The sequence below is a fragment of the Nonomuraea sp. 10N515B genome, assembly GCF_052245915.1.
Lineage (GTDB): Bacteria > Actinomycetota > Actinomycetes > Streptosporangiales > Streptosporangiaceae > Nonomuraea.
In genome coordinates this window covers 259,977-281,436 of sequence record NZ_JBQQBQ010000008.1, presented here as the reverse complement: position 1 = coordinate 281,436, position 21,460 = coordinate 259,977, and the positions used below count along the sequence as shown (strand labels likewise).

22 protein-coding genes and 1 pseudogene are annotated in these 21,460 nt (G+C 65.6%); 11 read left to right on the top strand and 12 right to left on the bottom strand.

All coding sequences use genetic code 11. The features are described 5' to 3' along the window. Positions 1-164: 164 nt before the first annotated feature. On the bottom strand, positions 165-686 hold the full coding sequence (locus tag ACTWQA_RS14915; RefSeq protein WP_305922883.1) for an NUDIX hydrolase: 522 nt from the start codon (positions 684-686) through the stop codon (positions 165-167). A 255-nt stretch (positions 687-941) separates the two neighbouring features. Between ACTWQA_RS14915 and ACTWQA_RS14910 the strand changes: the two genes are divergently transcribed. Then, positions 942-1,349 (top strand): HIT family protein, encoded by a 408-nt coding sequence (locus ACTWQA_RS14910; RefSeq protein ID WP_443159813.1) that lies wholly within the window; start codon positions 942-944, stop codon positions 1,347-1,349. A 196-nt stretch (positions 1,350-1,545) separates the two neighbouring features. Next, on the top strand, positions 1,546-2,274 hold the full coding sequence (locus ACTWQA_RS14905) for a hypothetical protein (protein WP_443159812.1): 729 nt from the start codon (positions 1,546-1,548) through the stop codon (positions 2,272-2,274). Between the two features lie 257 nt (positions 2,275-2,531). On the opposite strand, the gene ACTWQA_RS14900 is transcribed toward ACTWQA_RS14905, so the two are convergent. Further along, positions 2,532-2,729 carry a hypothetical protein gene (locus ACTWQA_RS14900; protein WP_443159811.1) on the bottom strand — a complete coding sequence of 66 codons (198 nt, stop codon included), beginning with the start codon at positions 2,727-2,729 and terminating at the stop codon, positions 2,532-2,534. Between the two features lie 96 nt (positions 2,730-2,825). Between ACTWQA_RS14900 and ACTWQA_RS14895 the strand changes: the two genes are divergently transcribed. Both ACTWQA_RS14895 and ACTWQA_RS14890 read left to right on the top strand, forming a co-directional pair. After that, entirely contained in the window at positions 2,826-3,497 is a 672-nt protein-coding gene (locus ACTWQA_RS14895; protein ID WP_443159810.1) for a hypothetical protein, read from the top strand. Between the two features lie 7 nt (positions 3,498-3,504). Then, positions 3,505-3,921, top strand: coding sequence for a hypothetical protein (locus ACTWQA_RS14890; RefSeq protein ID WP_443159809.1), 417 nt, complete (start codon positions 3,505-3,507; stop codon positions 3,919-3,921). A gap of 570 nt (positions 3,922-4,491) precedes the next feature. Here the strand turns inward: ACTWQA_RS14890 and ACTWQA_RS14885 are convergent. The 5 genes and pseudogenes from ACTWQA_RS14885 to ACTWQA_RS14865 form a co-directional block, all read right to left on the bottom strand. Next, positions 4,492-5,205 (bottom strand): tyrosine-type recombinase/integrase, encoded by a 714-nt coding sequence (locus ACTWQA_RS14885; protein ID WP_443159808.1) that lies wholly within the window; start codon positions 5,203-5,205, stop codon positions 4,492-4,494. A gap of 525 nt (positions 5,206-5,730) precedes the next feature. Continuing rightward, positions 5,731-6,645 carry a CU044_5270 family protein gene (locus ACTWQA_RS14880; protein ID WP_443159807.1) on the bottom strand — a complete coding sequence of 305 codons (915 nt, stop codon included), beginning with the start codon at positions 6,643-6,645 and terminating at the stop codon, positions 5,731-5,733. Beyond that, a complete protein-coding gene (locus tag ACTWQA_RS14875) occupies positions 6,633-7,229 on the bottom strand; it encodes an RNA polymerase sigma factor (protein ID WP_443159806.1) in 597 nt (198 codons plus the stop codon). Before ACTWQA_RS14875 ends, ACTWQA_RS14880 begins: the two co-directional genes overlap by 13 nt. 379 nt (positions 7,230-7,608) lie before the next feature. After that, positions 7,609-7,845: pseudogene (locus ACTWQA_RS14870) on the bottom strand (tyrosine-type recombinase/integrase); the annotation flags it as partial. 53 nt (positions 7,846-7,898) lie between these two features. Then, positions 7,899-8,312 carry a DUF4279 domain-containing protein gene (locus ACTWQA_RS14865; protein ID WP_443159805.1) on the bottom strand — a complete coding sequence of 138 codons (414 nt, stop codon included), beginning with the start codon at positions 8,310-8,312 and terminating at the stop codon, positions 7,899-7,901. 270 nt (positions 8,313-8,582) lie between these two features. On the opposite strand from ACTWQA_RS14865, the gene ACTWQA_RS14860 reads away from it, so the two are divergent. Then, complete coding sequence (locus ACTWQA_RS14860) at positions 8,583-9,014, top strand: hypothetical protein (RefSeq protein WP_443159804.1); 432 nt, start codon at positions 8,583-8,585, stop codon at positions 9,012-9,014. Positions 9,015-9,563: 549 nt separating this feature from the next. Here the strand turns inward: ACTWQA_RS14860 and ACTWQA_RS14855 are convergent. Then, a complete protein-coding gene (locus ACTWQA_RS14855; protein ID WP_443159803.1) occupies positions 9,564-10,031 on the bottom strand; it encodes a nuclear transport factor 2 family protein in 468 nt (155 codons plus the stop codon). A 136-nt stretch (positions 10,032-10,167) separates the two neighbouring features. Here ACTWQA_RS14855 and ACTWQA_RS14850 point away from each other — a divergent pair, with 136 nt between their 5' ends. The 6 genes from ACTWQA_RS14850 (at position 10,168) to ACTWQA_RS14825 (ending at position 15,242) form a co-directional block, all read left to right on the top strand. Continuing rightward, a complete protein-coding gene (locus ACTWQA_RS14850; protein WP_443159802.1) occupies positions 10,168-11,283 on the top strand; it encodes a helix-turn-helix domain-containing protein in 1,116 nt (371 codons plus the stop codon). Positions 11,284-11,309: 26 nt separating this feature from the next. Continuing rightward, positions 11,310-12,506 (top strand): DEAD/DEAH box helicase family protein, encoded by a 1,197-nt coding sequence (locus ACTWQA_RS14845; protein WP_443159801.1) that lies wholly within the window; start codon positions 11,310-11,312, stop codon positions 12,504-12,506. Positions 12,507-12,636: 130 nt separating this feature from the next. After that, the gene (locus ACTWQA_RS14840; protein ID WP_443159800.1) at positions 12,637-12,951 is read left to right on the top strand and encodes a hypothetical protein; all 315 of its coding nucleotides are present in this window, start codon (positions 12,637-12,639) and stop codon (positions 12,949-12,951) included. After that, positions 12,948-13,325 (top strand): helix-turn-helix domain-containing protein, encoded by a 378-nt coding sequence (locus ACTWQA_RS14835; protein WP_443159799.1) that lies wholly within the window; start codon positions 12,948-12,950, stop codon positions 13,323-13,325. Before ACTWQA_RS14840 ends, ACTWQA_RS14835 begins: the two co-directional genes overlap by 4 nt. Before the next feature lie 275 nt (positions 13,326-13,600). Then, positions 13,601-14,764 carry a hypothetical protein gene (locus tag ACTWQA_RS14830; protein WP_443159798.1) on the top strand — a complete coding sequence of 388 codons (1,164 nt, stop codon included), beginning with the start codon at positions 13,601-13,603 and terminating at the stop codon, positions 14,762-14,764. 307 nt (positions 14,765-15,071) lie between these two features. Then, a complete protein-coding gene (locus ACTWQA_RS14825; RefSeq protein WP_443159797.1) occupies positions 15,072-15,242 on the top strand; it encodes a hypothetical protein in 171 nt (56 codons plus the stop codon). A 16-nt stretch (positions 15,243-15,258) separates the two neighbouring features. On the opposite strand, the gene ACTWQA_RS14820 is transcribed toward ACTWQA_RS14825, so the two are convergent. From ACTWQA_RS14820 to ACTWQA_RS14805, 4 genes are all read right to left on the bottom strand, one after another. After that, the gene (locus tag ACTWQA_RS14820) at positions 15,259-17,622 is read right to left on the bottom strand and encodes a glycoside hydrolase family 65 protein (protein WP_443159796.1); all 2,364 of its coding nucleotides are present in this window, start codon (positions 17,620-17,622) and stop codon (positions 15,259-15,261) included. Next, positions 17,619-18,392: a beta-phosphoglucomutase family hydrolase gene (locus tag ACTWQA_RS14815; protein ID WP_443159795.1), complete on the bottom strand. Its 774-nt coding sequence runs from the start codon at positions 18,390-18,392 to the stop codon at positions 17,619-17,621. The genes ACTWQA_RS14820 and ACTWQA_RS14815 overlap by 4 nt, the downstream gene beginning before the upstream one ends. 6 nt (positions 18,393-18,398) lie before the next feature. Further along, positions 18,399-19,802 carry a glucose-6-phosphate dehydrogenase gene (zwf, locus tag ACTWQA_RS14810; RefSeq protein ID WP_443159794.1) on the bottom strand — a complete coding sequence of 468 codons (1,404 nt, stop codon included), beginning with the start codon at positions 19,800-19,802 and terminating at the stop codon, positions 18,399-18,401. A gap of 148 nt (positions 19,803-19,950) precedes the next feature. Beyond that, positions 19,951-21,447: a serine/threonine-protein kinase gene (locus tag ACTWQA_RS14805; RefSeq protein WP_443159793.1), complete on the bottom strand. Its 1,497-nt coding sequence runs from the start codon at positions 21,445-21,447 to the stop codon at positions 19,951-19,953. Positions 21,448-21,460 lie beyond the last annotated feature (13 nt).

Here is a 21,460-nt window from a genome sequence, read left to right as displayed (position 1 = left end):
CCGTCCCCAGACACGCCGCGCCCAACGACCGGCCAGGAACCCCATCATGACCCCGCTCGAACGCACCCTCGCCAAAGCGCTCACCGAGGTTACTTGCGTTTTAAGGTCGCCGGGAACCGATGTCTATCAGCGACAGGCGCTGGTTCCATCGCGATGACCGGTGCTCAACCGACGGCATCGGCCGCCAGAGTTGTCGCGTACTGTCGGATTCGGGCCGCATCTCCGGGGAAGTAGCTATCCCAGTCCTGGTCAAGTCGCATCCAAGCGACTGGCTGTCCGTTCTCGGCCATCAGCGGCTGCGCCGGGTCGGCGATGGCGGCATAGGCCAGCGAGAGCGTCACCGGCAAGTTCGGATGAAACGATCGCACCGCCACGGCCGCGGGACGCTTCAGCAGGTGCGGACGCAACCCAGTCTCCTCGGCCAGTTCCCGGGCCGCGCCCTCGCGCGGTGTCTCGCCGGGCTCGACCCGGCCACCCGGCGGAACCCAGGCCCGCCATCGATGCCTGACCAGCACGATCTGCTCCACGGCGCGGTCGAAGACCCACACCTCGGCGCCCAACGGCTCCATCGGAGCGGTCAAGGCGGTCTGCAGCCACGCGCGCGCCCCCTCGAACTCCAGAGTCGCGACCTCGGCATCGGCAACGGCGGCATCCAATACCCGTTGCTCATCACAACCACGGATCATCGCGACAGACTACGACCCGGCACTGACACCGGTGACATCTATGGCTGGTGGTCACCCTCCTGCAGGACCTGTCCGCGCAGGACCGGCAAGCCCTCGCCGACCCGATCAACCAGTTCGCGCACCAGGAAACCGACCCCGAGCGGCAACTGACGGCCTGAGAGGCGCCCGAAACCCTCGGTCTCCTGGCCTGAGAGTGGCCATCCCCAGCTGAAACGCCTTTGCATGCCGGCCAGACGTGCTGTGATCATGCCGGTCATGAGTTGCGTCTTCTGCCGCATCGTCGCTGGCACCGAGCCCTCGCAGACCATCCACGAGGACGAGCACGCCATCGCCTTCCTCAACCTCGCCCAGGCCACCAAGGGCCACACGCTGGTCGTCCCGCGAACGCACCACCGCGACTTGGGGGAGATCCCCGTCGAGACAGCGGCACACGTCATGCGAGCCGCAGTCGAGGTGTCCCGGCGGCTCGCCGGCGCGCTCGGTGCTCCCGGAGTGAACCTCTGGCACGCCAGCGGTGAGACGGCCTGGCAGAGCGTCTTCCACTTCCACCTCCACGTGGTCCCCCGCTTCAAGCCCACCGACCTCACCCCGCCGTGGGTCGAAGTCGAGCATCCGCTCGAGTCCCTCAGAGGGCTGGCCGAGGAGATCAGGGCCTGGCGCTAACAAACGCCGCCACTACTCACCAGCGAATCAGGCTGAGCTCGGTCAACTTGGCCTACGTGAAAGAAGAGATCATCATCCTCTGACCTGCTGGAAGGGTCCTCCAACCCTAGATAACGATGGAAGCGCCCGGAACTCTAGGACTTCTAGGCTGTTGACCCGCCAAGGTTGGGGATCTCCGCGAGGACCCTCGGCCCTGGTGGGTGAAACCTACAATCGGGCAATGGGACGCCCCCGGACCCTTCTGACGCTGGTCGTCATCTTCCTCGCTGGCGCACGTGCTGCTCAGCGCCACAAGACCAAGCGGCTCACGGGTCAGCCAGCCTCCCAGCCAGGCAACACACCGGCGAAACAGAGCCCTTCGACCGGCAGCACCAACGCCACAGGCCGCCTGCTCTCCTTATGGACAATGATCGGCACCGTGCTTGCAGGCATCGCCGCCTTGGCCGCTCTGGTGGTCTCCTACATGACCTTCACCATTCAGCAGCAACAGAACGATGACCAGCGGCAGCGCAGAGCCGCCAGTTTCGCCTCCAAGGTCACGTGGTGGACCGAGCGCGCTGCCCAGGATCAGGTCACCACCCTCGTGATCCAAAACAGCGGCTACGAGCCCATGCCCGCTTCCATCACTTTCATGCAAATCCCCGAGTCTCCCAGCCCCTCCCCGGCGTTCCCGGTGCTCGTGACAATGGGCCAGGGGATGATCGGTGCTCTTCCTCCTTGCAGCATCAGCAGGCTGAAGTTGGCCTTCAAAGATGACGACATCTGGAAGGACTTGAAGACCGTCGTCTGGGTCACGGTCACTGATCCGCTGGCAGGGTCTGGTCCCGCAGCTCCTCTGGCCAGCTCCGAGCAGGAGGCCCGCCCAGTGACCAGCCTGGTTTTTCAGTGGATGAAGAAAACGTTGATAGTCCGCAGCGCTCCGTGACCGACTTGTTCAACAGAACCAACGCGCCATACTGCTCCGGGCCCGCCGACTAACCCCCAGTACTGCTCCAACGTCCCCTGACGCGACGACCTCATCATCACGTCGAGCAAGTCAACGTGCCTAACATGCCTAACAGACGTTCGAGCGGCTGACCAGCCAGTTCTCTTGAAAACCCAAGATAACGATGGACCTGGCGCAAGGTGACGCCCGTGAGCGATTCCAATGCATACGCGGCCCCGATGGCGACTACAGCGCCCCTATGCACGTGGCGGACCCACATAGACCTTGGCGTCATCTACGAACGACGCGGCGATCTGGATGCTGCCAAAGAGCACGGTCACCAGGCTTTTGACATCAATCGCCGATCGCTCACCGACCTCGTCAACCGAGCCGCAGCCCTCGACCGAATGCCACAGCAGCGCTACCAGCGCGAGGTGCTGACCCAAGAGTTCCATCTAAGGTTTAGCATTGACTAAGACAACAATAGGACGTTGTAAGATCTTTGTTGCCCTTTTGCCTAGTTGTATAGGCTATTCGGGAATCATCACTGTGTGACTGACGTACCAGCTTCCGATGAAACCACTTTCACCGTCCAGGTGAAGCTCTCAATTACCGAGGACCAGCTGGAACAGCTGCGGGAGCTCGCACAGCGGCTGCCGCTTATGGCATCGGGGCGCAGTCGAGATGACGAAAACGACCTTGTTCAGCGATTGCTTGAGGGAGTAACTGGCGCTGCGGCTGACGAGTACATTGACCATATTACGAGGGTTGCGGAGCCTACGACCCTCACACGAGTCCGCGAACTGAGGCTAGCACATCTTATGGAACGGCTATTCGAAGGGAATCTGCCCTCCGAGTATGTAATCGCCGATGTGCTTGGGCTAACTACCGGAGAGGCTAGAGCCCTGCTCCCACGGGTTGTCGCCCATAATAGAAAACGGTTGAACTCGGCTATTCTCTCTGCTGCACGCAAGGCGCTCCAAGACCACGATGAGCCCAGCGATGATATACGATGGATTAGGTGCGATGTAGTCACCTTTACCTATTTGCGCGACCTTGTTTCCCAAATCGCAGAACGCGGCGGACCCAGCTTGGCGCCGCTTTCGAAACGTACCGACGTGGTGGGAATATACATTGCCCCCAAAGATACGTTTGAGGCGCTGCGCAAGGAACTCGGCATGGAAGACGCCTCACAGGCAAATAGTCGCCGCCGGAAGAAATAGCTCCGTAATGAGCGATGTCATTGCGGTTGTGCTTCCAACCGCAGCACTCACTGCCGCACTCTATGGACTATGGATAAATGCAACCAAGGACACCACCAATACTGCAATTGAAGTGGAATACACAAGGGGAGGGAACTATCGCAAAATACTCAACGCTGGACGACGCGTCAGCTATCCCACTACTTTTATTCCAGTGGCCGTGATATTGATATTGGCTCCATTGGCTTGCGATATTCTGAAAGGACTCTCGCTCGCAAAGGAATATTCTCCCGTCAATGCATTGTTCCTACTGATTTTCCTACTATGGATAGCGGCAGGCGTGAATGCCGTTGTGGACATATTCCACCTGGAAATCAATGCTAAGGGTGTCCGCAAGAGGGAGCGTATAGACACTCGGCGTCCCCCCGCTGACAAAGTCTCATGACTACCGCCTGCGAGAACGTGCTTGGCATGTGATGCTCGATTGCTGGATTACTCTTGTAGGGCATCAAGGGTGGCGCAGTGCGCCGCCCCCCGGCCGAGCTTGCAGGCCGCCCGCCGCGCGTGGAGCCTTGGGGCAGTTCGCGTGAGCGTCCTGCGCCTGCCGGAACTCACATTCATGCACCTTGTGAACACTTCTAGACCAATCCGCTAGCACGACTGAGAGCCCATCACCGGCAAGGGCCAACCACGCCAGACCGGGTCAGATCAAATGGTCAAGAACGCGTCACAGGCATGCCCGACGGCCATAGGGACCCGCGTTCACGTGCTCGTCACATGCTCTTCGGCTATCGGCACCCACAAACACGGGGTGACACTTTCGGACATTTTGAAAGCGGCAAAAACGAACGCAGCGATACAATCGCATACCCTGAGATAGGACCCGGCATAAATGCTGTCGACTTTTAATCCGTAGGTTCCGGGTTCGAGCCCCGGGCGCCCTACCTCAATGACCTGGGCGGACTCCCCGATCTCCATGATCAGAAGGTCCGCCCGGTTGCATTTTCAGTTGCAGTTATTCCCAGAGTGCGCGGCCCATGCGGGCTGCTGCTTCGGTTGAGAGTGTCGCCGTGATGTGGGTGTAGCGCTTCGTCGTGGTCAGTTGTGAGTGGCCGAGGATTTCCTGAACGACGCTGATGTCCACGCCTTGCTCGATCAGAAGCGTCGCGGCGGTGTGGCGAGCGTCGTGGACGCGGGCGTCCTTGTCGACCTCGGCCAGGCGGAGAAGTTCCTTCCATTCGTCCCAGTCCTGCCCGGCGTCTATGGGGCGTCCGTCCGGGTGGCACCAGACGAGGTCATAGTCCTGCCACTGCTCTCCCGCGGCTTGCCGTTGGGCTTGTTGGGCTTCTTGGTGGAGCTTGAGGAGCGGGATCAGCGGGGGCGGGATCATGATGGTTCGCTTGCTCTTGCCCTTGGGCTTCACGAAGGTCCAGCCGCCTACTCGTTCAGGGCAGGAGGGCGCGTGCTTGGTGCAGTCGGGCGCGCAGAATTTCTGCCCTTCCTTGTTGCACACGTGCTTGCGACCGGAGGTGCGCTCGGCTTTGGGACCGTCTTTGGGGCACGGGTAGCGGTGGAGTCGTGCGCCGCAGGCGTGCGGGTCTCTGCAGCCGTGGCGGTAGCGCTGGTGCTTGATCTGCCAGAAGACGCGGATGACGCCTCGCTTGAGGTCCACGTACTTCCAGCGAAGGCCGAGCGCTTCACATTGCCGAAGGCCGAGAGCGAGCGCCACGGACCATCGGGTGCCGTTCCTCTGGTGGTTGGCCACGTAGAGGACGTCCCGGCGCGCGAGCAGGACTCCGGGCCGTCACCGCACGCACGCCGCGCCGTACCTTTGCCGTCGACTCGCCTGTGGTCGGGGGCGATCGAAGATCCAGGGTTCGTTCCTCACCCTGGCTCACTGGGGAACGTGGTGGACGACCGCCCTTGCGTCGGCTCCTGGGTCCTGTCATCTCGGAAGATCGACGAGAACGGGCATCCCTCTCATAGCCTCCAGGACAGTGCGCCCGTCCAGAGGACGGCTGAGCTGTACAGTCGCCTGCCTGCGGTATCCCTCCAATATGCAGGCCGCTCCCCACTCGTGCGGGTGCTTCTCCACCACCATCAGAGCCGCATGCTCGGGCTCGACGGCTTACGCGTCATGTTCATTGAACGTCAGCCATACGGTTCTAGTTCACCGGAGAACTGAAGGCCTGAGATCAACTACTGGCGGCTTCGGGTATACCCAGGTCACACCATAATTGACCAGGCAAATTCCCTATGGCTGCGCGCCTGCGGTATCCGTCACGCCGGCCGCTAGTTGGGAGGTCCAGTCGACGATCTTGTCTCCCTTGGCGACGCCGTCACGGCCGACGTCCTCTACGTAAGTGTGGCGGGTGCCAAGGTAGGCGAAGGTGTGAGGGTCGAGGATGAGGACCATCTCCGAGCCGCCGAACTCCGACCCGGGTTCCCACGCGATGCCCAGCCCTCGGCGATCCGTCACGTCCAGGACGTCCTGAAGCACGCGTGTTCCAGGCACTTTTGCAAGCGCCCGGTAAGCCGCGGGCCGCAGGTCTGAGGGGAGTACGGGGTTGGCCAGCAGCCCGGCGAGGTATCCGGCGACCCCCTCATCGGAGTCCTGGCGGAGAAGGGTCCGCATGTAGGCGAGTAGCTCGTCGGGGTCGGTCGGGAGCGCCCGTAGCTCGGTGTAGCGGATCGGCACGAAGTGGTACTCACTCGGCCTGGGCGGGGGAGTCACCGTGCGCTTGCCGTGCTCGATCGTAAGCCCTGCGTGGCTGCCGTTGACAGATTCCCACCGTTCGTTGGTATAGGGGTGCGAGGTGCTGCCGGGTGCCCCGGACCACCGCGCCTCTTTGACGTAGACGAACTGGTCGTCGCGCGGGGTGGGATCGGGCTCAATCTCCGCCGCCTCGGCTGCTCGATCGAGTACGGCGGCGGCTGCGACGGCGGACGACTGATTCGGCGTCTCTCCCGTTACGTTCACAGCGATCAGCCCGACGGCCATGGTAAGGGCGAGTGCGCCGGTGACCGCGATCTGCGGCCATCGGCGAGGCGTCCTGGTTGTGCTCGTGCGTGTGGTGGTGAGTAGCCGGCTGCGGCCCATGGCCAGCGAATGTGGTGAGGCGGGCGCCACTTCGGCGCACATCCGTTCGAGTTCGGTCAGTTCGTCCATCGGTTCCCTTCCTTCTGTGCAGGATCAGTGGGGTCCACCCCGCCCAGCGCTTCACGCATCTTCTTTCGAGCGCGATGCAGCCGGGAATGCACGGTCCCGACGGCGACGCCGAGTGCCGCGGCCACCTGCTCTTGATCGAGGCCGCCCGCCGCGACCAGCAGCAGCACGTCTCGCTGCCCCGCGTTGAGGCGGGCCAGCGCGTCAGCCAGTTGCCGCCGGATGCTCTGCGCGCCGACCCGCTCGGTCACCTCCTCGGCGATCGACTCGATAGCGGGGTCGACTCCGGTGCGCGCGATGGCGCGAAAGAACCGCACCTCCGCGCGCCGGTGCTTACCGATCAGGTTGGTGGCCATGCCATACAGCCAGGGGCGGGCGTCGTCGCGGGTCAGGTCGTACCGGTCCCGGCGGCGGAACGCCGCGAGGAAGGTCTCGGCCGTGATGTCGTCTGCCGTTTCCGGCCCCAGTCGGCGCGTGATGTATCGATGTATCTCCTCCGCGTGCCTGTCATACAGGTCGGCAAACTGGTCGGGCTCATGACGGGACCGCTCGATGATGGTCGCGTCACAGATCCGCTCGACCTCCACGCTCCATCTCGTCGTCATCTCCGGCCCTGTTCACTCATGCGCAATTCCTCGAAGCTCGGGGAGCAAGGTGCTTCATCACCTGCTTTCACCCGTTCACCCGGATTAGCTTCCCGCCCAGACAATCGGTGTTTCGCGCTCTCGCTCGCCATAAGGAAGAGGTGTCGGATCACCAGTTGCAATCCCCGTTGCAGTTCAGGATCGTTCAAGGCCGTGCAGGATGGACCACACACGCCCTCTGACCTGCATTGAACCGTCCGGAACTCCTCAAGATCGATCTTTTAATCCGTAGGTTCCGGGTTCGAGCCCCGGGCGCCCTACCACTCTCCACCTCGAATCCCGCTTCTGAGCTGGGGTTTCGCCTTGCGGTGGGCTGGGTGTCGAGGGCAGCCAGGATGCGCTGGTTCGCGATCTCCCGTTGACCGTCGATGCACTTGGCGTAGACGCGGAGGAGGACATCCACGCCGTGCCCCGCCCGTTCGGCCGCCTCAGGGGCGTGAACACCTGCGTTGAGCCACAGCGACACGGCCGCGTGACGCAGGTCGTAGGGACGGGCCGCCAGCGGTGAGGCGACTTGGTCGGGTGTGAGCGCGTAGGTACGTGCCTCGCGCCAGACCTTCGTGCACCCCGAGGCCCCCGCCCGCTACCGTGCGAGCGTCTCCATCGCCAGCCCTACGATAAGTCGTACTCGTCGATCCATAGATCGGCTCCAACTCTGTGAAGAAAACTGATGGCTTCTTCGTCAAGAAGGAGTCCTCGCGGGCTGGAGTGCTCTCCCGGTTCGAACGACCGAAGCATGACCAACGTGGCCGCTGCGCCGCCAGCGGTCAGCTCTCCGATTCGATCCCAGGCGCCGACCAACTGATTCATCACAGCTTCCACCTGCTCATTGAGTGAGGTGGTCTCCGCAAGGCCGGAGTCGAGCAGCCATTCGTGTCGTGGCGGTAGCAGGCGCCCACTCTTCCTGCCGCGTCGTGACTCCTTCGCCTCAGACCGAGTCGGCTCGACGCCCACGTATTGGCTGATCTGCCCGGGATCCAGTTCATCGGACTGGATCATGAAGTAGACCTGCTGCTCGACGATCACGTGGAAACGGTAGCGGTTCAAGGGTTGGCGGGCGCCTGCATCACTTGGAAGGGGCAATGGCTTCCATTGCTCAAGACCCTGATCGTCGTGCCACTAGCGTGCCATTACGGAGGGTCAGCGGCGGTTGATCACGGTCACTCTCGAACCATCCTCGGCGCATGTCAGAGCCATTGTGTGCTCGAAGATCACGCGATGCACGGAAGGCCAGGCACAGCGTCCGCGCCTGTCCGGCATACCGGCGATATACCGGGCACCGCTAACTTCCTGACCATGAAGTTTACTTCCAAGCGCATCGCCGCGATCGCCGTCGGCGTGGTCGCAGCTGCCACGACCATTACCCTCAATGCGGCCCCTGCCGCAGCCCTCACCGTCACGGGCTGCAAGTCCACGCAGACTTTCTCCAAGAGCATCACCGGCGCCTCCGTCGAGGGGTACGTCAAGAGGGGATGCACCGTCAAGGGCAGTGGATGGCAGCGCAGCAGCCAGGACTACATCTGGTTCAGGACGAAGGACACCAAGTGCGACAACTACGGCCCCAAGATCTGGATCGGTAACTGGGTGCAGAAGAACGACAACGGTTGCGGCAGCTCGAAGACCGGCTATAACTACACTTCTTCCATCGGCACCGTCTATAAGTACATGTTGCGCACCTGTAACAGCACCAAGTGCCTGAACAGCTCCGGCTATATCACGATCAGGTAGGGTCGGCCGAGAGCTGGGCAGTAATCGAACCTCTGTGCGATTATCGCCGGTAGCTGCCGCCCGAGGTGCGCTCGCCCAGCGTTCCCGACTGGGAGACCTCTCATCTCCTCTGTCCGGCTGGTCAAGGAAACTCGCGGGGGGCCGCCTGAGCGTCGGCAAAGGGCCGGTCGCCGAATGGCGGCTTCCTGGCCTGTGATCTCGCCTGCAAGCGCAGCCTCCAGTGCTTCAGCACCCTCCGCTGATCTCGGATGTTGCTCATGCGTGGCGGACGGTAGATCGTTTCGGCGGCCAATCCATGGACAGACCCCTCGGACGATCAAGAGAAGATCTGATGAGAAGAGTGCGGCGGGCTGCTTGGTCAGTATTCGGCAGGCCGTATCAAATGCTGGTCAAGCCGCCAATGTTCTTGTACGGCTGTTCGTCCGGCCTGGCTGGAGCCGATTTGCCGCATGGGGTTCAGCCCGCCTACGCGAGCCTCGCTGACGCCGCCCCACACTGACCGTGCTCACGAGCCAGTGACGGTTTGGTGGGTAGGCGGTGAGAGCGAAACTACCGATAGGTGGCTGTCGCTTCGGGTCGACCCAGCCGGTCCGCCGTTGCGGGCGAGCGGAACCATGCCGCGCCGCGTTGTGTGTCCATGTATTCACGGATCCGCTTGATCAGGCCGGACTCCAGCTCGAAGATGAAGCAGTATTCGTTGTCGTAGTGACCGCCGTGGGCGAGGGTGGCCTGCAGCCGCATCTCGACGACCACGGTGTCGCCGTCGGCGTAGAAGCCGCCGAACTCGATGGACACGTTGTCGACGAAGACCGTGGAGAACTCCTCGGTCAGGAATCGCACGATACGGTCCCGCCCGATGAGATGGTGCGTTCCATCGATGGCGCGAGAGGTCGCGTTGTCGGCGGGGGCGAGCCACTCCGCGTCGGGGGCGAAGACGTCGCGGACCCGGTCCGCATCACGCGTGGCAAAGACCTGCCACGCGTCGATGACGCGTTGCTTGTTCGATGCTGCACTCACGGGACGACCTCCTGCAGATGGGTGAACCTGGATTCTCACGGGTTGCTGATCAGCAGGTCTGGCCACATTCGGCCAACATCGGCAACCGGTCCGGATCCGTCCGATCCGGCGAGCCGGTCGATGCCATGCTGGAAGCGTGAACGCAGTCGGCGCCGTCCTGACCACCGGCATCTACTGCCGCGACGACTGCCCAGGCCGCCCCCACCCGGCGAACACCACCCGCTACCCGTCCGCGGCCGCGGCGGAAGCGGCCGGGTACCGCGCGTGCCATCGGTGCCGCCCGTACCGGCAAGAACCCATCACCGTCGCGGACATGCCCTCACTGGTGTGCCGCGGGGTCCAACTCATCGCCGACGGAGCGTTGGACGACGCGACGGAGAGCAGGCTCGCCGGCCGGCTCGGCGTGTCGCCGCGTCACCTGCGGCGCATATTTCTTCAGCATGCCGGGGTCACGCCCGACCAACTCGCTCGCTCCCGGCGCGCGCACTTCGCCCGCCGACTGCTCGACGACACCGACCTACGTATAGCCGACATTGCCTTCGCCGCGGGCTTCGGCAGCGTTCGACAGCTCAACCGGGTCCTTGCCGATGTCTTCCACGGCACCCCGCGTGAGCTGCGGGCCCGGCGGCGGGTCACCGACCGCCTCCAAGCCGACGGTGGACTGGCCATCCGGCTCGCCCACGACAAGCCGCTAGATTTCGCGGCCGCCCTGCGCCACCTGGCCGCACGCGCGACACCGGCTGTCGAAGCAGTCTCCGGCGCCTGTTATCGGCGCACCATCTCCATCGATCATGACCCCGGCATGATCGAGATCACCCAGCGATCCCCGACCGAGCTGTTGCTCCTCGCCCATCTTCCCCGGCTCAACGGCCTCATCCACCACGTCCACCGGGCCCGGCGCATCTTCGCCCTCGACGACCCTGCCAAGACGTGCGGTTCCTGGGATCCATTCGAAGTCGGCGTGTACGACATCGTCCGTGCCGGGGTGCCGGATGCCACACGGGCACGGGCCATCCTGGGTGACCTCGCCAGCCGGTTCGGCGCGGTCGTGCCCGGCCTCGCCCCAGCCGGCCTTACCAGGATGTTTCCGCAACCCGACATCCTCGCTTGGGCCGATCTCGACGCGCTGCCCCTCCCCGATACCACCATCCACACCCTACGATCGTTCGCGCAGGCGGCCGCCGATGAGCTGACGAACGCACAGGCCGAGGCGGTCACTGCGATGACCAACACCTCACGGGAGTCCTGGTAGCGCCGCCCGGCGCGGGCAAAACCGTGATGGCCTGCGCACTGATCGCCCGACACCAGGTCCCGACCGCGATCATCGTCAACCGCGCCGAGTTGCTCGACCAATGGAAGGAACGGCTGACGACGTTTCTCGACCTGGGTGAGGCGAAGGTGGGCGCCAAGGGCAAGGGGAAAGATAAGCGGCACGGTGTCATCGATGTGATCATGCTGCAGTCCGTGGCCCACCGCGACGCCGACCCTTCGCTGCTGAACGAGTACGGCATGATCGTCGTCGACGAATGCCATGCGGTGGGCGCTCCCGCCGCCGAAGCAACGATCCGCCAGGTGGAAGTGGAACGCTGGATCGGGCTATCGGCCACTCCCTACCGGGCCGATCAGATGGATGCGCTCATCACAATGCAATGCGGACCGATCCGACACGAGATCATCGCCGAGGTGTCGTTCGCCCAGCGTCTCATCGTCCACTCGACCGAATTCAGCACCGAGGAGATCGGAAACGACGGAGCCTCCTTCCAAGCCATCTACAGCGAACTGGCCGCGGACGAGACCCGAACCGCCCAGATCGCTGCCGATGTCGCGGACGCGGCGACCCGAGGCAGAAACAGCCTGATCCTGACCAACAGAATGGAACACCTGCAACGCCTGGCTACCGCCCTCGAAAACCTAGGCGTGGCCACCACGCTCCTACACGGCCAGCTCACCACCGCCGAACGCGACCACGTCCGCACCCGCCTGGTCGATGGCGAGGCAGGACCGCTGGTGCTGGTGGCCATCGACAAGGTCGCAGGCGAGGGGTTCGACCTGCCCCGCCTGGACACCCTGTTCCTCGCGATGCCGATCTCCTTCAAAGGCAAGGTCATCCAACACGTCGGCCGGATCATGCGAGAAGCCGCCGCCAAACACGACGTCGAGGTCCACGACTATCTGGACGCACAGGTACCGCAGCTGGAACGCATGTACGGCAAGCGACGCCGCACCCTCACCCGTCTCGGATTCACCACCACGGCTTCCGGCTCCGATATGCCCACGCCAATCGATGCTCCACCGCTCCCGTCGAAGACCTCATCAGATGCTGAATCGAGCGACCGGCAGCCAACGGTTTCGCACGTGCGCGCGTGGGCCCGTGAACAGGGATTGCAGGTCGCCGACCGCGGCAGGCTCCGCCCGGAGATCTGGCAGGCCTGGCAAGCTGCCGCCGAGCAAGGCCGCACCTCCAAATCGATATGACTTGAAAGGCATATGACGTCGATGGCATATTGAAGTGCGTGGACATCGACTGGCCAGCCGAATTCGGCACGTGGCTTGACCGGCTGGAGAAGAAGCCCGCGCTGGCGACCGGCGATCGCGGTTGCTCTTGGTGTTCACAGCCCGCGCTTTGGATCAGCTTCGGAATCTGACCGAACCGCCCGCTCCGGATGCGGAAACGGCCACGCTGCGGTGGGTTCGCCAGTCACGCCGCCATCAGCTGTGGTGGGTGTCGCACGCCTACCATCCGGAGGTGGCGGTGCGATTGATCTGCTGGTTTCCACCGGACACCGGGAAGGTCGTCGTGGCGTTGTTCGCCGGAGACAAGGCCAAGCTGGGCGATCTGTTCTACGACAGCGTGGCCGCACGCGCCGATGGGCTGATCGATCAGTGGAAACGGGAGACCGCATTTGAGGAGAAGCCATGACCGAGCCCGACAAGACCTTCGTCCGCGGCAATGAGCACCTGGATCGGCTGCTCGCCGACCCCGAACTCGCCGCCGACGTCGCCCTGGCACATGAGGCGGCCGAGGAGATGGATCGCGTCTATGCCATGAACCTGGCGATGATCCGCAAGGCCGGACAGCTGACCCAGGTCGAAGTGGCCAAGAAGCTCGGAGTCGGACAGGGCGTGGTGTCGCGGCTGGAGAACCGCGGCGACATGCTGCTGTCCACCCTGTTCGACTACCTCACGGCAACGGGAGCCGAAAGCACCAGCATCGTCGTGACCGTCCACGGGCAGCGCATCGAACTCGACCTAGCACAGCTACGCAACACGCCCTCCGAACGACGATCAGCCTGACCCCTCCCCGCAACCCGCGATCGAAGGAGGCGCTGATCGGATCACGGTCGCCTACGGAGGGTCGTACGCCATGCCTGTTCAAATCCCTTGCCCGTGGATGATCACAAGGCTTCCGGCAGGTGTATCGTGTGCTGCTGTGACTCGCCGTCCCCCGAACGATCATCTGGACGAGCTGAGCGAGCAGGCGATTCGGCATCCTCGACCTGCCGCTACCCGACCCACCACCGGCCGACGCCGGCCGGTCGACGCGTACCGCCGCTGGGCCGGGTGAGAGCGTGAGCGAATACCAGTACTACGAGTTCCTGGCCATCGACCGGCCACTCACCGACCAGCAGCAGGCCGAGGTCCGCGCCCTGTCCACCCGCGCCCACATCACCGCCACCAGCTTCACCAACGAATACCACTGGGGCAACTTCCGCGGCGACGCGCACCGCATGATGGAGCGCTACTACGACGCCCACCTCTACCTGGCCAACTGGGGCACCCACCAGATCATGCTCCGCTTCCCCCAGATCGTCCTGGACCCCAAGCTGGCTGAGCGCTACTGCGCAGGCGACCAGGTCAGCGCCTGGACCAGCGGCGAACACCTCGTCCTCAGCTTCACCAGCGAGGCGGAAGAGGAGTACTGGGAAGACGACGTCGAACGCTCCCTGTCGGCGATCGTCGGCGTCCGCGCCGAACTGGCCGCCGGTGATCTCCGTCCGCTCTATCTGGCCTGGCTGTCGGCCTACGGGGCGTGGGAGCGTGATGAGGACGCCTTCGACTACGCCGAAGAAGACGAGCCGGAGCCGCCCGTCCCGCCAGGGCTGGGTTCACTGAGTGCGCCACAGCGTGCCCTGGCCGGCTTCCTGCGCCTGGACGACGATCTCCTCGCAGCCGCCGCCGAGACCAGCCCCGCGGCGCAACCCGTACAGCATGACCGGAAGGCCCTGGCCGCCTGGATCGGCAGTCTGCCCGCCGAACGCAAGAACGCGCTGCTGCTGCGAATGATCGGGGACGACGCCACACGGGTCCGCTGGGAACTCCTACGCGAATTCGGCGGCAACACCGCCGACCACGTCGAAACAGGCCGGACAGTCGCCGAACTGCTGGACACCGCCGCCACCCGCCGCCATACCCGCGAGCAACAGGAGACAGCCCGGCGCGCCGAAGAACAGGCCCGTCGGAAACAAGCGCAACGGCAGGCCCGGGAACTTCACCTGAATAAGATCGCCCAAGATCTCGAAGCAGCATGGGCACGGGTGGAGTCCTTCATCGACACCAGGAAGCCACGCGAGTACGACCAGGCCGTCGATCTCCTCCGCGATCTGCAGGCCCTGGCCATCCGTGACGACCACGCCGGCACCTTCGCCCAACGCTTCACCCACCTCCGGGAACGACACCAGGGCAAGCCCAGTCTGATCAAGCGATTCACCGCTGCCGGCCTGATCCCGGAGTGACCAGATACCCCCGCCTTCCTGGAGGCGGGGATGACCATGGCGCTCGCCGAGGACGCCACCGCGCTGAACGGCCGGGTCATGGACGAGCGCTGAGGCCTTGAGCCGTGAAGTGCAGTCATTCGTCCGATACCTCGGCCGAGCCGCGCCTCCGCATGATGGCCTGAGAACCGGGCGATCACGAGGAAACCGATGGGTGGCGAGCGGCCCACACCTTTGCCGCGCTCTTCCCTGGCCTTAACCCCGCGGCCGTTTACCGGATCCGTAGAGGGCAAGCGAGCAGCGACGGATCGTTCAAAGGAGCGGAACCATGATCGTCAAGCCCGAGCACCTCGCCTTCTACGCGGCTCTCATCGCACTGGGAGTACTGGAGATCGTGGAATGGCCCATCGTGGGCATCGTCGCCGTCGGCCACTTCCTGGCCAGCCAGCACCGCTTCGTCATCTTGCAGGAAGTCGGGGAGGCCGCGGAATCGGCCTGAGCCGCGGACCACAGCGTCAGCCCGGTGTGTCATTTCCCCGGATGGCGGGTTCGCGGCCGGATGGCTGGTGGATACGGTTCTTCGGCGCCGGAGTCGGCGGGTTGGGCCGGGTGACGGGCCCGGCTCGGAGCTGGATCTGCTCGCCGTGGTGGGTCAAGGCGATCGGCGGGCCCTGCATCAGCCGGTAGGTCGTGGTCTCCCGCGTGATGCTGACACCTAGCAGGCTGTCGCGGTAACGCAGCCGGAAGGCCAGTCGTTGGAGGTGCGACGGCAGCCTGGGAGCGCAGCATATCCAGCCCTGGCCGGCGCGCATCCCGCCGAATCCCGCCACCAGGGCGACCCACGCCCCGGCCAGCGCGGCCATGTGGACACCGTCGACCGTGTTCTTCTCCAGGTCCGCCAGGTCCATCATGGCCGCCTCGCCGAGGTAGCGGTAGGCGAGCTCCAGGTGTCCCACCTCTGCGGCGATCACGGCCTGGGTGCAGGCCGACAGCGATGAGTCGCGCACCGTCAGTGCCTCGTAGTAGGCGAAGTTGCCGGCCTTCTCCTCGGGTGTGAACGCGTCCCCGCGCAGGTGCATCGCCAGCACCAGGTCGGCCTGCTTGACCACCTGGCGGCGGTAGAGGTCGAAATAGGGGAAATGAAGCATCAGCGGATACTGCTCGGGCTTGGTGGCGGCGAAATCCCAGAGCCCATGCCGCGTGAACCCTTCGCTCTGGGAGTGCACGCCGAGCCGCTCGTCATAGGGGACGACCATCGCGTCCGCCGCCTCACGCCACGTCGTGATCTCCCCCGGGGTCACCCCGAGCTGCGCCGCCCGGCCGGGGTGGCGGGCGGCGACGTCGGCTGCCTGCCACAGGTTCTGCTGGGCCATCAGGTTGGTGTAGACGTTGTCGTCGGCGACGGCGCTGTACTCGTCGGGCCCGGTCACGCCGTCGATGTGGTATCGCCCATCGGCATCGTGATGGCCCAGGGCGAGCCACAGCCGCGCCGTCTCCACCAGCAGGGGCAGGCCGGTGTCCCGCTCGAACGCCGTATCGCCGGTGGCATCGACACACGCCGTGACCGCGTACGCGATGTCGGCGTTGACATGGAACGCCGCGGTGCCGGCGGGCCAGTAGCCGGAACACTCCTGGCCGTTGATGGTCCGCCAGGGGAAGGCCGCCCCGGACAGCCCCAGCTGCGCGGCCCGCGCCTCGGCCATCGGCAGGGTCGACTTCCGCCACGACAGCGCATCCGCCGCGGCCCGCGGATACGTGTGGGTGAGCACGGGCAGCACAAAGGTCTCGGTGTCCCAGAACGCATGCCCGTCATAGCCCGTGCCGGTCAGCCCTTTGGCGGGGATGGCGCGGTCCTCCAGCCGCGCGGCCGACTGCAGCAGGTGGAACAGCCCGAAACGGACGGCCTGCTGCACCTCGGCGTCGCCCTCGACCTCCACGTCAGCGCCTTCCCAGAAGTCGTCGAGGAAGCGCCGCTGGTCGGCGCACAGCCCGTCCCAGCCGTCCAGACGCGCGGCCGCCAGCGCCGCGACGACCTGATCGTGCATGGCAGGCCGGGAACGTCTGGCGGACCAGCCGTAGGAGAAGAGCTTGACCAGCCGCAACGGCCGGCCGGGGACAAGGCGTGCGGCGACGGTCACCCGGCTGACGTCCCCCGCGCCCTGCGCCTCGATCCGCGTGCCCTCCGGCCCGTCGAGCTCGTGACACATGGCGGCGGCCACGCGCAGGTCGCTGGCCCGGGTGTGGTGGACCATGATCGCGACGCCTTCCTTGGCGGGGATGTTCTCCTCCAGGACCAACGGCGACGCCAAGGGGGCGGCCTCGCGCGGATCGCCCCCCAAGTACTGCTGGGTCTCGTTGGCGACCAGCTCCGACTGCACGACCACGTTCCGCGCCTCATCGACGGCCTCGACCTCGTACCGGATCGCGGCCACCGCGCGGTGGGTGAAGGAGACCAGCCGTGTGGAGGAGAGCCGGATCCGGCCGCCTGTGGGCGAGCTCCAGTCCGCCCTGCGGGTCAGGGTCCCGGCGCGCAGGTCCAGGACGCGCTCGTGTTCGTGCAGCGTGCCGTATCGCACGTCAAACGGCTCGTCGTCGACCAGGAGCCGGATCAGTTTGCCGTTGGTGACGTTCACGCACGTCTGCCCGGACTCGGGATAGCCGTAACCCGCCTCGACGTACGGCAGGGGCCTCAGCTCGTAGAACCCGTTGAGGTAGGTGCCGGGCTCCCCGCAGGGCTCGCCCTCCTCGAGGTTGCCGCGCAGGCCGATGTGCCCGTTGGACAGCGCGAACACCGACTCGGTCTGCGCCAGCACGTCCAGGTCGAGCCGGCACTCCCGCACCGACCACGGCTCCACCGCGAACGCGGGATGCCGGATCATGAGCCGCCTCCCCGTTCCTGCGCATCCAGCAGCTCGGCGAGGTCGGAGACCACGATGTCGGCGCCGTGCCGGCGCAACGCGTCCGCCTGCCCGGTCCGGTCGACGCCGACGACGCAGGCGAACCGGCCCGCGTGGCCGGCCGCCACCCCCGCCAGCGCGTCCTCGAACACCGCCGCCTGCGCGGGCGTCAGCCCCAGCGCCTCGGCCCCCGCCAGGTACATGTCCGGGGCCGGTTTGCCCGCCAGCCGCCGTTCCTGGGCCACCACACCGTCGATCCGCGCCTGAAAATACCCGTCGAGCCCGGCGGCCGACAGAACCCGCGCGGTGTTGGCGCTCGATGACACCACCGCCGTGCGCAACCCCGCATCTCGTACGGCCAGCACATAACGGACTGAGCCGGGGAACGCCTCCACGCCGTCCCGGTCGATGACCTCCTGGACGAGGGCGTTCTTCCGGTTGCTCAACCCGTACACGGTCATCGCATCCTGCGGATCGTCAGGCGATCCCTCCGGAAGGGTGATGCCCCGCGCTGTCAGGAAGCTTCTCGCCCCGTCCTTCCGCTTCTTCCCGTCGACGTACCGGTCGTAGTCGGTAACCGGGTCGAACGGCACGAAGGGGCTCCCCGTCCGCGCGGCCCACTTCCGCAGGAACTCATCGAACATCGACTTCCATGCCTTGGCGTGCACTGTCGCGGTGCGCGTCAGCACGCCGTCCATGTCGAACAAACATCCGCGCACTTCCTCAGGCAGCCCGAGCGTCGATGTGCCCATGCGTGCTCACCCCGGCTTCCCAGCCTGGCCGCCGAGCTCGCTGGTGGGCCTTCCGACGAGCCGGTCGGCGCCGGGCGGGCCCCAGGTCCCCGGCTCGTACGGCTCCGGCGCGGTTTTGTCGAGGACGGGATCGACGATGCGCCAGGCCTCTTCGACGGTGTCCTGGCGGGCGAAGTGACGCAGCTCCCCGGCGAGCGCATCGGTCAGGATCCGCTCGTAGGCGCTTTCGGGCTGACCAAGCGCGGTGGCGAAGCTGACCGACATGGGCACCTCCCGGGTGGCGTTGGTCTCGCCCGGTTCCTTGGCCAGCAGGTTGAGGTCGACGCCCGGGTCGGGGTCCAGCCGGAACCGCACGATGTTCGGCTGTGGCCGCGCGGCTTGGGTGGGCAGGAAAAGCATCCGTGGCGGGCGGCGGAGCTCGACGTCGACCCTGGTGGCGGTCACCGCGAGCGCCTTGCCCGCCGTGATGACGAACGGGACGTCCGCCCAGCGCCAGTTGTCGATCCACAGCCGCAGCGCGACGTAGGTCTCGGTGGTCGACCCGGCGGCCACCCCCGGCGTGTCGAGGTAGCCCGTGTATTGGCCGCGCACGACGTCGCCCGGGTCCACGGTCCGGACCGCGCGCAACAGCCGGAGCTTCTCATCACGCTCCGCCTCGGTGCTGCCGTCCGCCGGCGCGTCCATGGCCAGGTAGGCCAGCACCTGGATCAGATGGTTCTGCACCACGTCACGCACGGCGCCGACCGCGTCGTAGAACGCCCCACGGTCGGCGACGTCGAACGCCTCGGCCATGGTGATCCGCACGGCGGCGACGTGGGACCGGTTCCACACGGGCTCGAAGAGTCCGTTGGCGAAGCGGAACACCATGAGATTCTCGACGGCCTCCTTGCCGAGGAAGTGGTCGACGCGCAGCAGCCGGTCCTCGGGAAAGTATCGGTGCAGTTCCGTGTTGAGCCGCCCGGCGGAGGCGAGGTCGGAGCCGAAGGGTTTCTCCACCACGAGGCGGCCTCGGGTGTTCAATCCCGCAGCTCCCAGCCCGCGGGCGATGGCCGTGAACAGAGACGGCGGCACGGCGAGGTAATGCACGCCGAATGCGGCGTCCCCCATCTTCCGTCCGAGCTCGGTGAATATGGCGGGCTCTGTCACATCGCCGGCTACCAGACCCAGCTTCTCGGTGAGCGAGGCGCACACACTCTCGTCCACGTCGCCGCATGCGGCCGCGACGCTGTCGTGGACGTGTCGCCGCAGCCAAGCCGGGTCGAGGTCGCCGCGGTCCACGCCGATGACCGGCACGTCCAGCACGCCACGGGCGGTCAAGCGGTACAAGGCCGGAATGAGCTTCTTCTTGGCGAGGTCGCCGGCGATGCCATAGACCACCAGGGTCTGCCCCTGCTGTGCGTTCGTGTCCACGGGCCCCCCAACCCCTGCGCTGCGCCGCGTCGACACTTCAAGTGATGGGCGACACGGGCGCAGACACGCCAAGACTCCTACGCCCATACCCAAACGTGGGCATGACGTACCTGCTGCTCAGCGGTGTACCTCTCGCCCGGTGGGCCGATCAGTCGTCATCATCCTCCTCACGCTCGGCGACCAGACCGAAGCGGTTGAGGAACTGCGTGAGAGGGCCGTTGGCGAGCTTGCCCTCGCTCCTGGCCTCGGCCAGGTCCTTGCCGAGCTCCTGGATCTTCTCTCGAGCTTCCTGTGTCTTGCCTTCGACGACCTTCTTGGCCGCTTCGCGGATCTTTTCGTGCGCCTTACCGGCAAGTTCGTCGTCAATGCCGCCCTGCGCTTGCTGGGCGCTCACGGCCTGGTCGAGAGCGGCCAGCCAGGTCCGTGGATCCCGCGCGTCCGGCCGCGTCGGTGTGACCTTTGGGGACGGCGTCGGCCGTACGGAGGCTCGAACGGTCGAGCGGGTGGTGGCCGTCGGCTGGGGCTGTTCCGACGCGCGGGCAGCGTCGGACGAAGCCGCTGATGGCGGTGGCTCCGCGGCGTGATCCTCCGACCCGGAGAACACGGTCACGGCAGCCAGTGTGATGACCGCGATGACCGCGACGGCGGCGGCGACCTGGAGGAGCAGGCGCCGGCCATCCGCCGGCCCAGGCTCCGAGCCGGCGTTCAGGGCGCCGGGCGATGGGGCGTCGAAGACGCGGGTATCGCCCGCCCTGGCGACACCGGGCGAGGGCACCGGTGTCACCCTCGTCGGCTGATGCGCGTGTCGTCCTCGGAGGCGGGCCGCATGGGCAACGGCGGCAAAGCCTTGGCGTACCTGCTCCGCGCCGGCCGGGCGGTCGGCGGGATCCTTGGCGAGCATGGCCAGGACAAGCCGCTCCAGCTCGATCGGGATGTCCGGCCGGTGACTGCTCGGCGGGGCGGGTGAGTGGTGGACGTGCTGGTAGACCACCTCGGGGGGCGAGCCGGTGAAGGGTGGCCGGCCGCTCAGCAGCTCGTAGGCCACGCAGCCCAGCGCGTACAGGTCGGTCGCGACCTCCCCGCCGTCGCCGTCGATCTGCTCGGGGGCCAGGTAGGCCGCGGTGCCCACGATCGTGCCGACCGTTGTCAAGCGGGAGGCCTCGCTGGCCAGGTGGGCCAGCCCGAAGTCGACGATCTTCAAAGCGCCGGTGCCGGTCAGGTGGAGGTTGGCGGGTTTGATGTCACGATGGACCACTCCGACCTGGTGGGCGGCATCCAGCCCAGCAGCGGCCTGACTGAGCAGATAGCACGCCTCAGCGACCGGTAGCGGGCCACGAGCAGCCAGCTCGGCGGCCAGATTGCGACCGGCGAGCAGTTCCATGACAAGGTAGCGCCGTTGCTCGTCGTGCCCGACGTCCAGCACCGTCACCACATTGGGGTGCGCGATCCGCGCCGCGGCTTTGGACTCGCGGGCGAACCGCTCGGCCGCGGCGATGCCTCCCGTCAAGGGATTCATGATCTTGACCGCGACTGGTACGTCCAGCCGCCGATCGTGACCGCGCCAGACCTCCGCCATGCCGCCTCGGCCGATCAACTCGATTAATTCGTACCGCCCGGCAATCACTACGGGCTTCACGTCCGGCATGTCCGCACCAATC

Coding starts and splice junctions, on each gene's coding strand:
- ACTWQA_RS14835 (WP_443159799.1), top strand. CDS start 12,948: ATGACCGAGCCCGACAAGACCTTCGTCCGCGGCAATGAGCACCTGGAT.
- ACTWQA_RS14900 (WP_443159811.1), bottom strand. CDS start 2,729: ATGGAACTCTTGGGTCAGCACCTCGCGCTGGTAGCGCTGCTGTGGCAT.
- ACTWQA_RS14880 (WP_443159807.1), bottom strand. CDS start 6,645: ATGGACGAACTGACCGAACTCGAACGGATGTGCGCCGAAGTGGCGCCC.
- ACTWQA_RS14820 (WP_443159796.1), bottom strand. CDS start 17,622: ATGATCCGGCATCCCGCGTTCGCGGTGGAGCCGTGGTCGGTGCGGGAG.
- ACTWQA_RS14805 (WP_443159793.1), bottom strand. CDS start 21,447: ATGCCGGACGTGAAGCCCGTAGTGATTGCCGGGCGGTACGAATTAATC.
- ACTWQA_RS14910 (WP_443159813.1), top strand. CDS start 942: ATGAGTTGCGTCTTCTGCCGCATCGTCGCTGGCACCGAGCCCTCGCAG.
- ACTWQA_RS14915 (WP_305922883.1), bottom strand. CDS start 686: ATGATCCGTGGTTGTGATGAGCAACGGGTATTGGATGCCGCCGTTGCC.
- ACTWQA_RS14825 (WP_443159797.1), top strand. CDS start 15,072: ATGATCGTCAAGCCCGAGCACCTCGCCTTCTACGCGGCTCTCATCGCA.
- ACTWQA_RS14845 (WP_443159801.1), top strand. CDS start 11,310: ATGGCCTGCGCACTGATCGCCCGACACCAGGTCCCGACCGCGATCATC.
- ACTWQA_RS14815 (WP_443159795.1), bottom strand. CDS start 18,392: ATGGGCACATCGACGCTCGGGCTGCCTGAGGAAGTGCGCGGATGTTTG.
- ACTWQA_RS14890 (WP_443159809.1), top strand. CDS start 3,505: ATGAGCGATGTCATTGCGGTTGTGCTTCCAACCGCAGCACTCACTGCC.
- ACTWQA_RS14860 (WP_443159804.1), top strand. CDS start 8,583: ATGAAGTTTACTTCCAAGCGCATCGCCGCGATCGCCGTCGGCGTGGTC.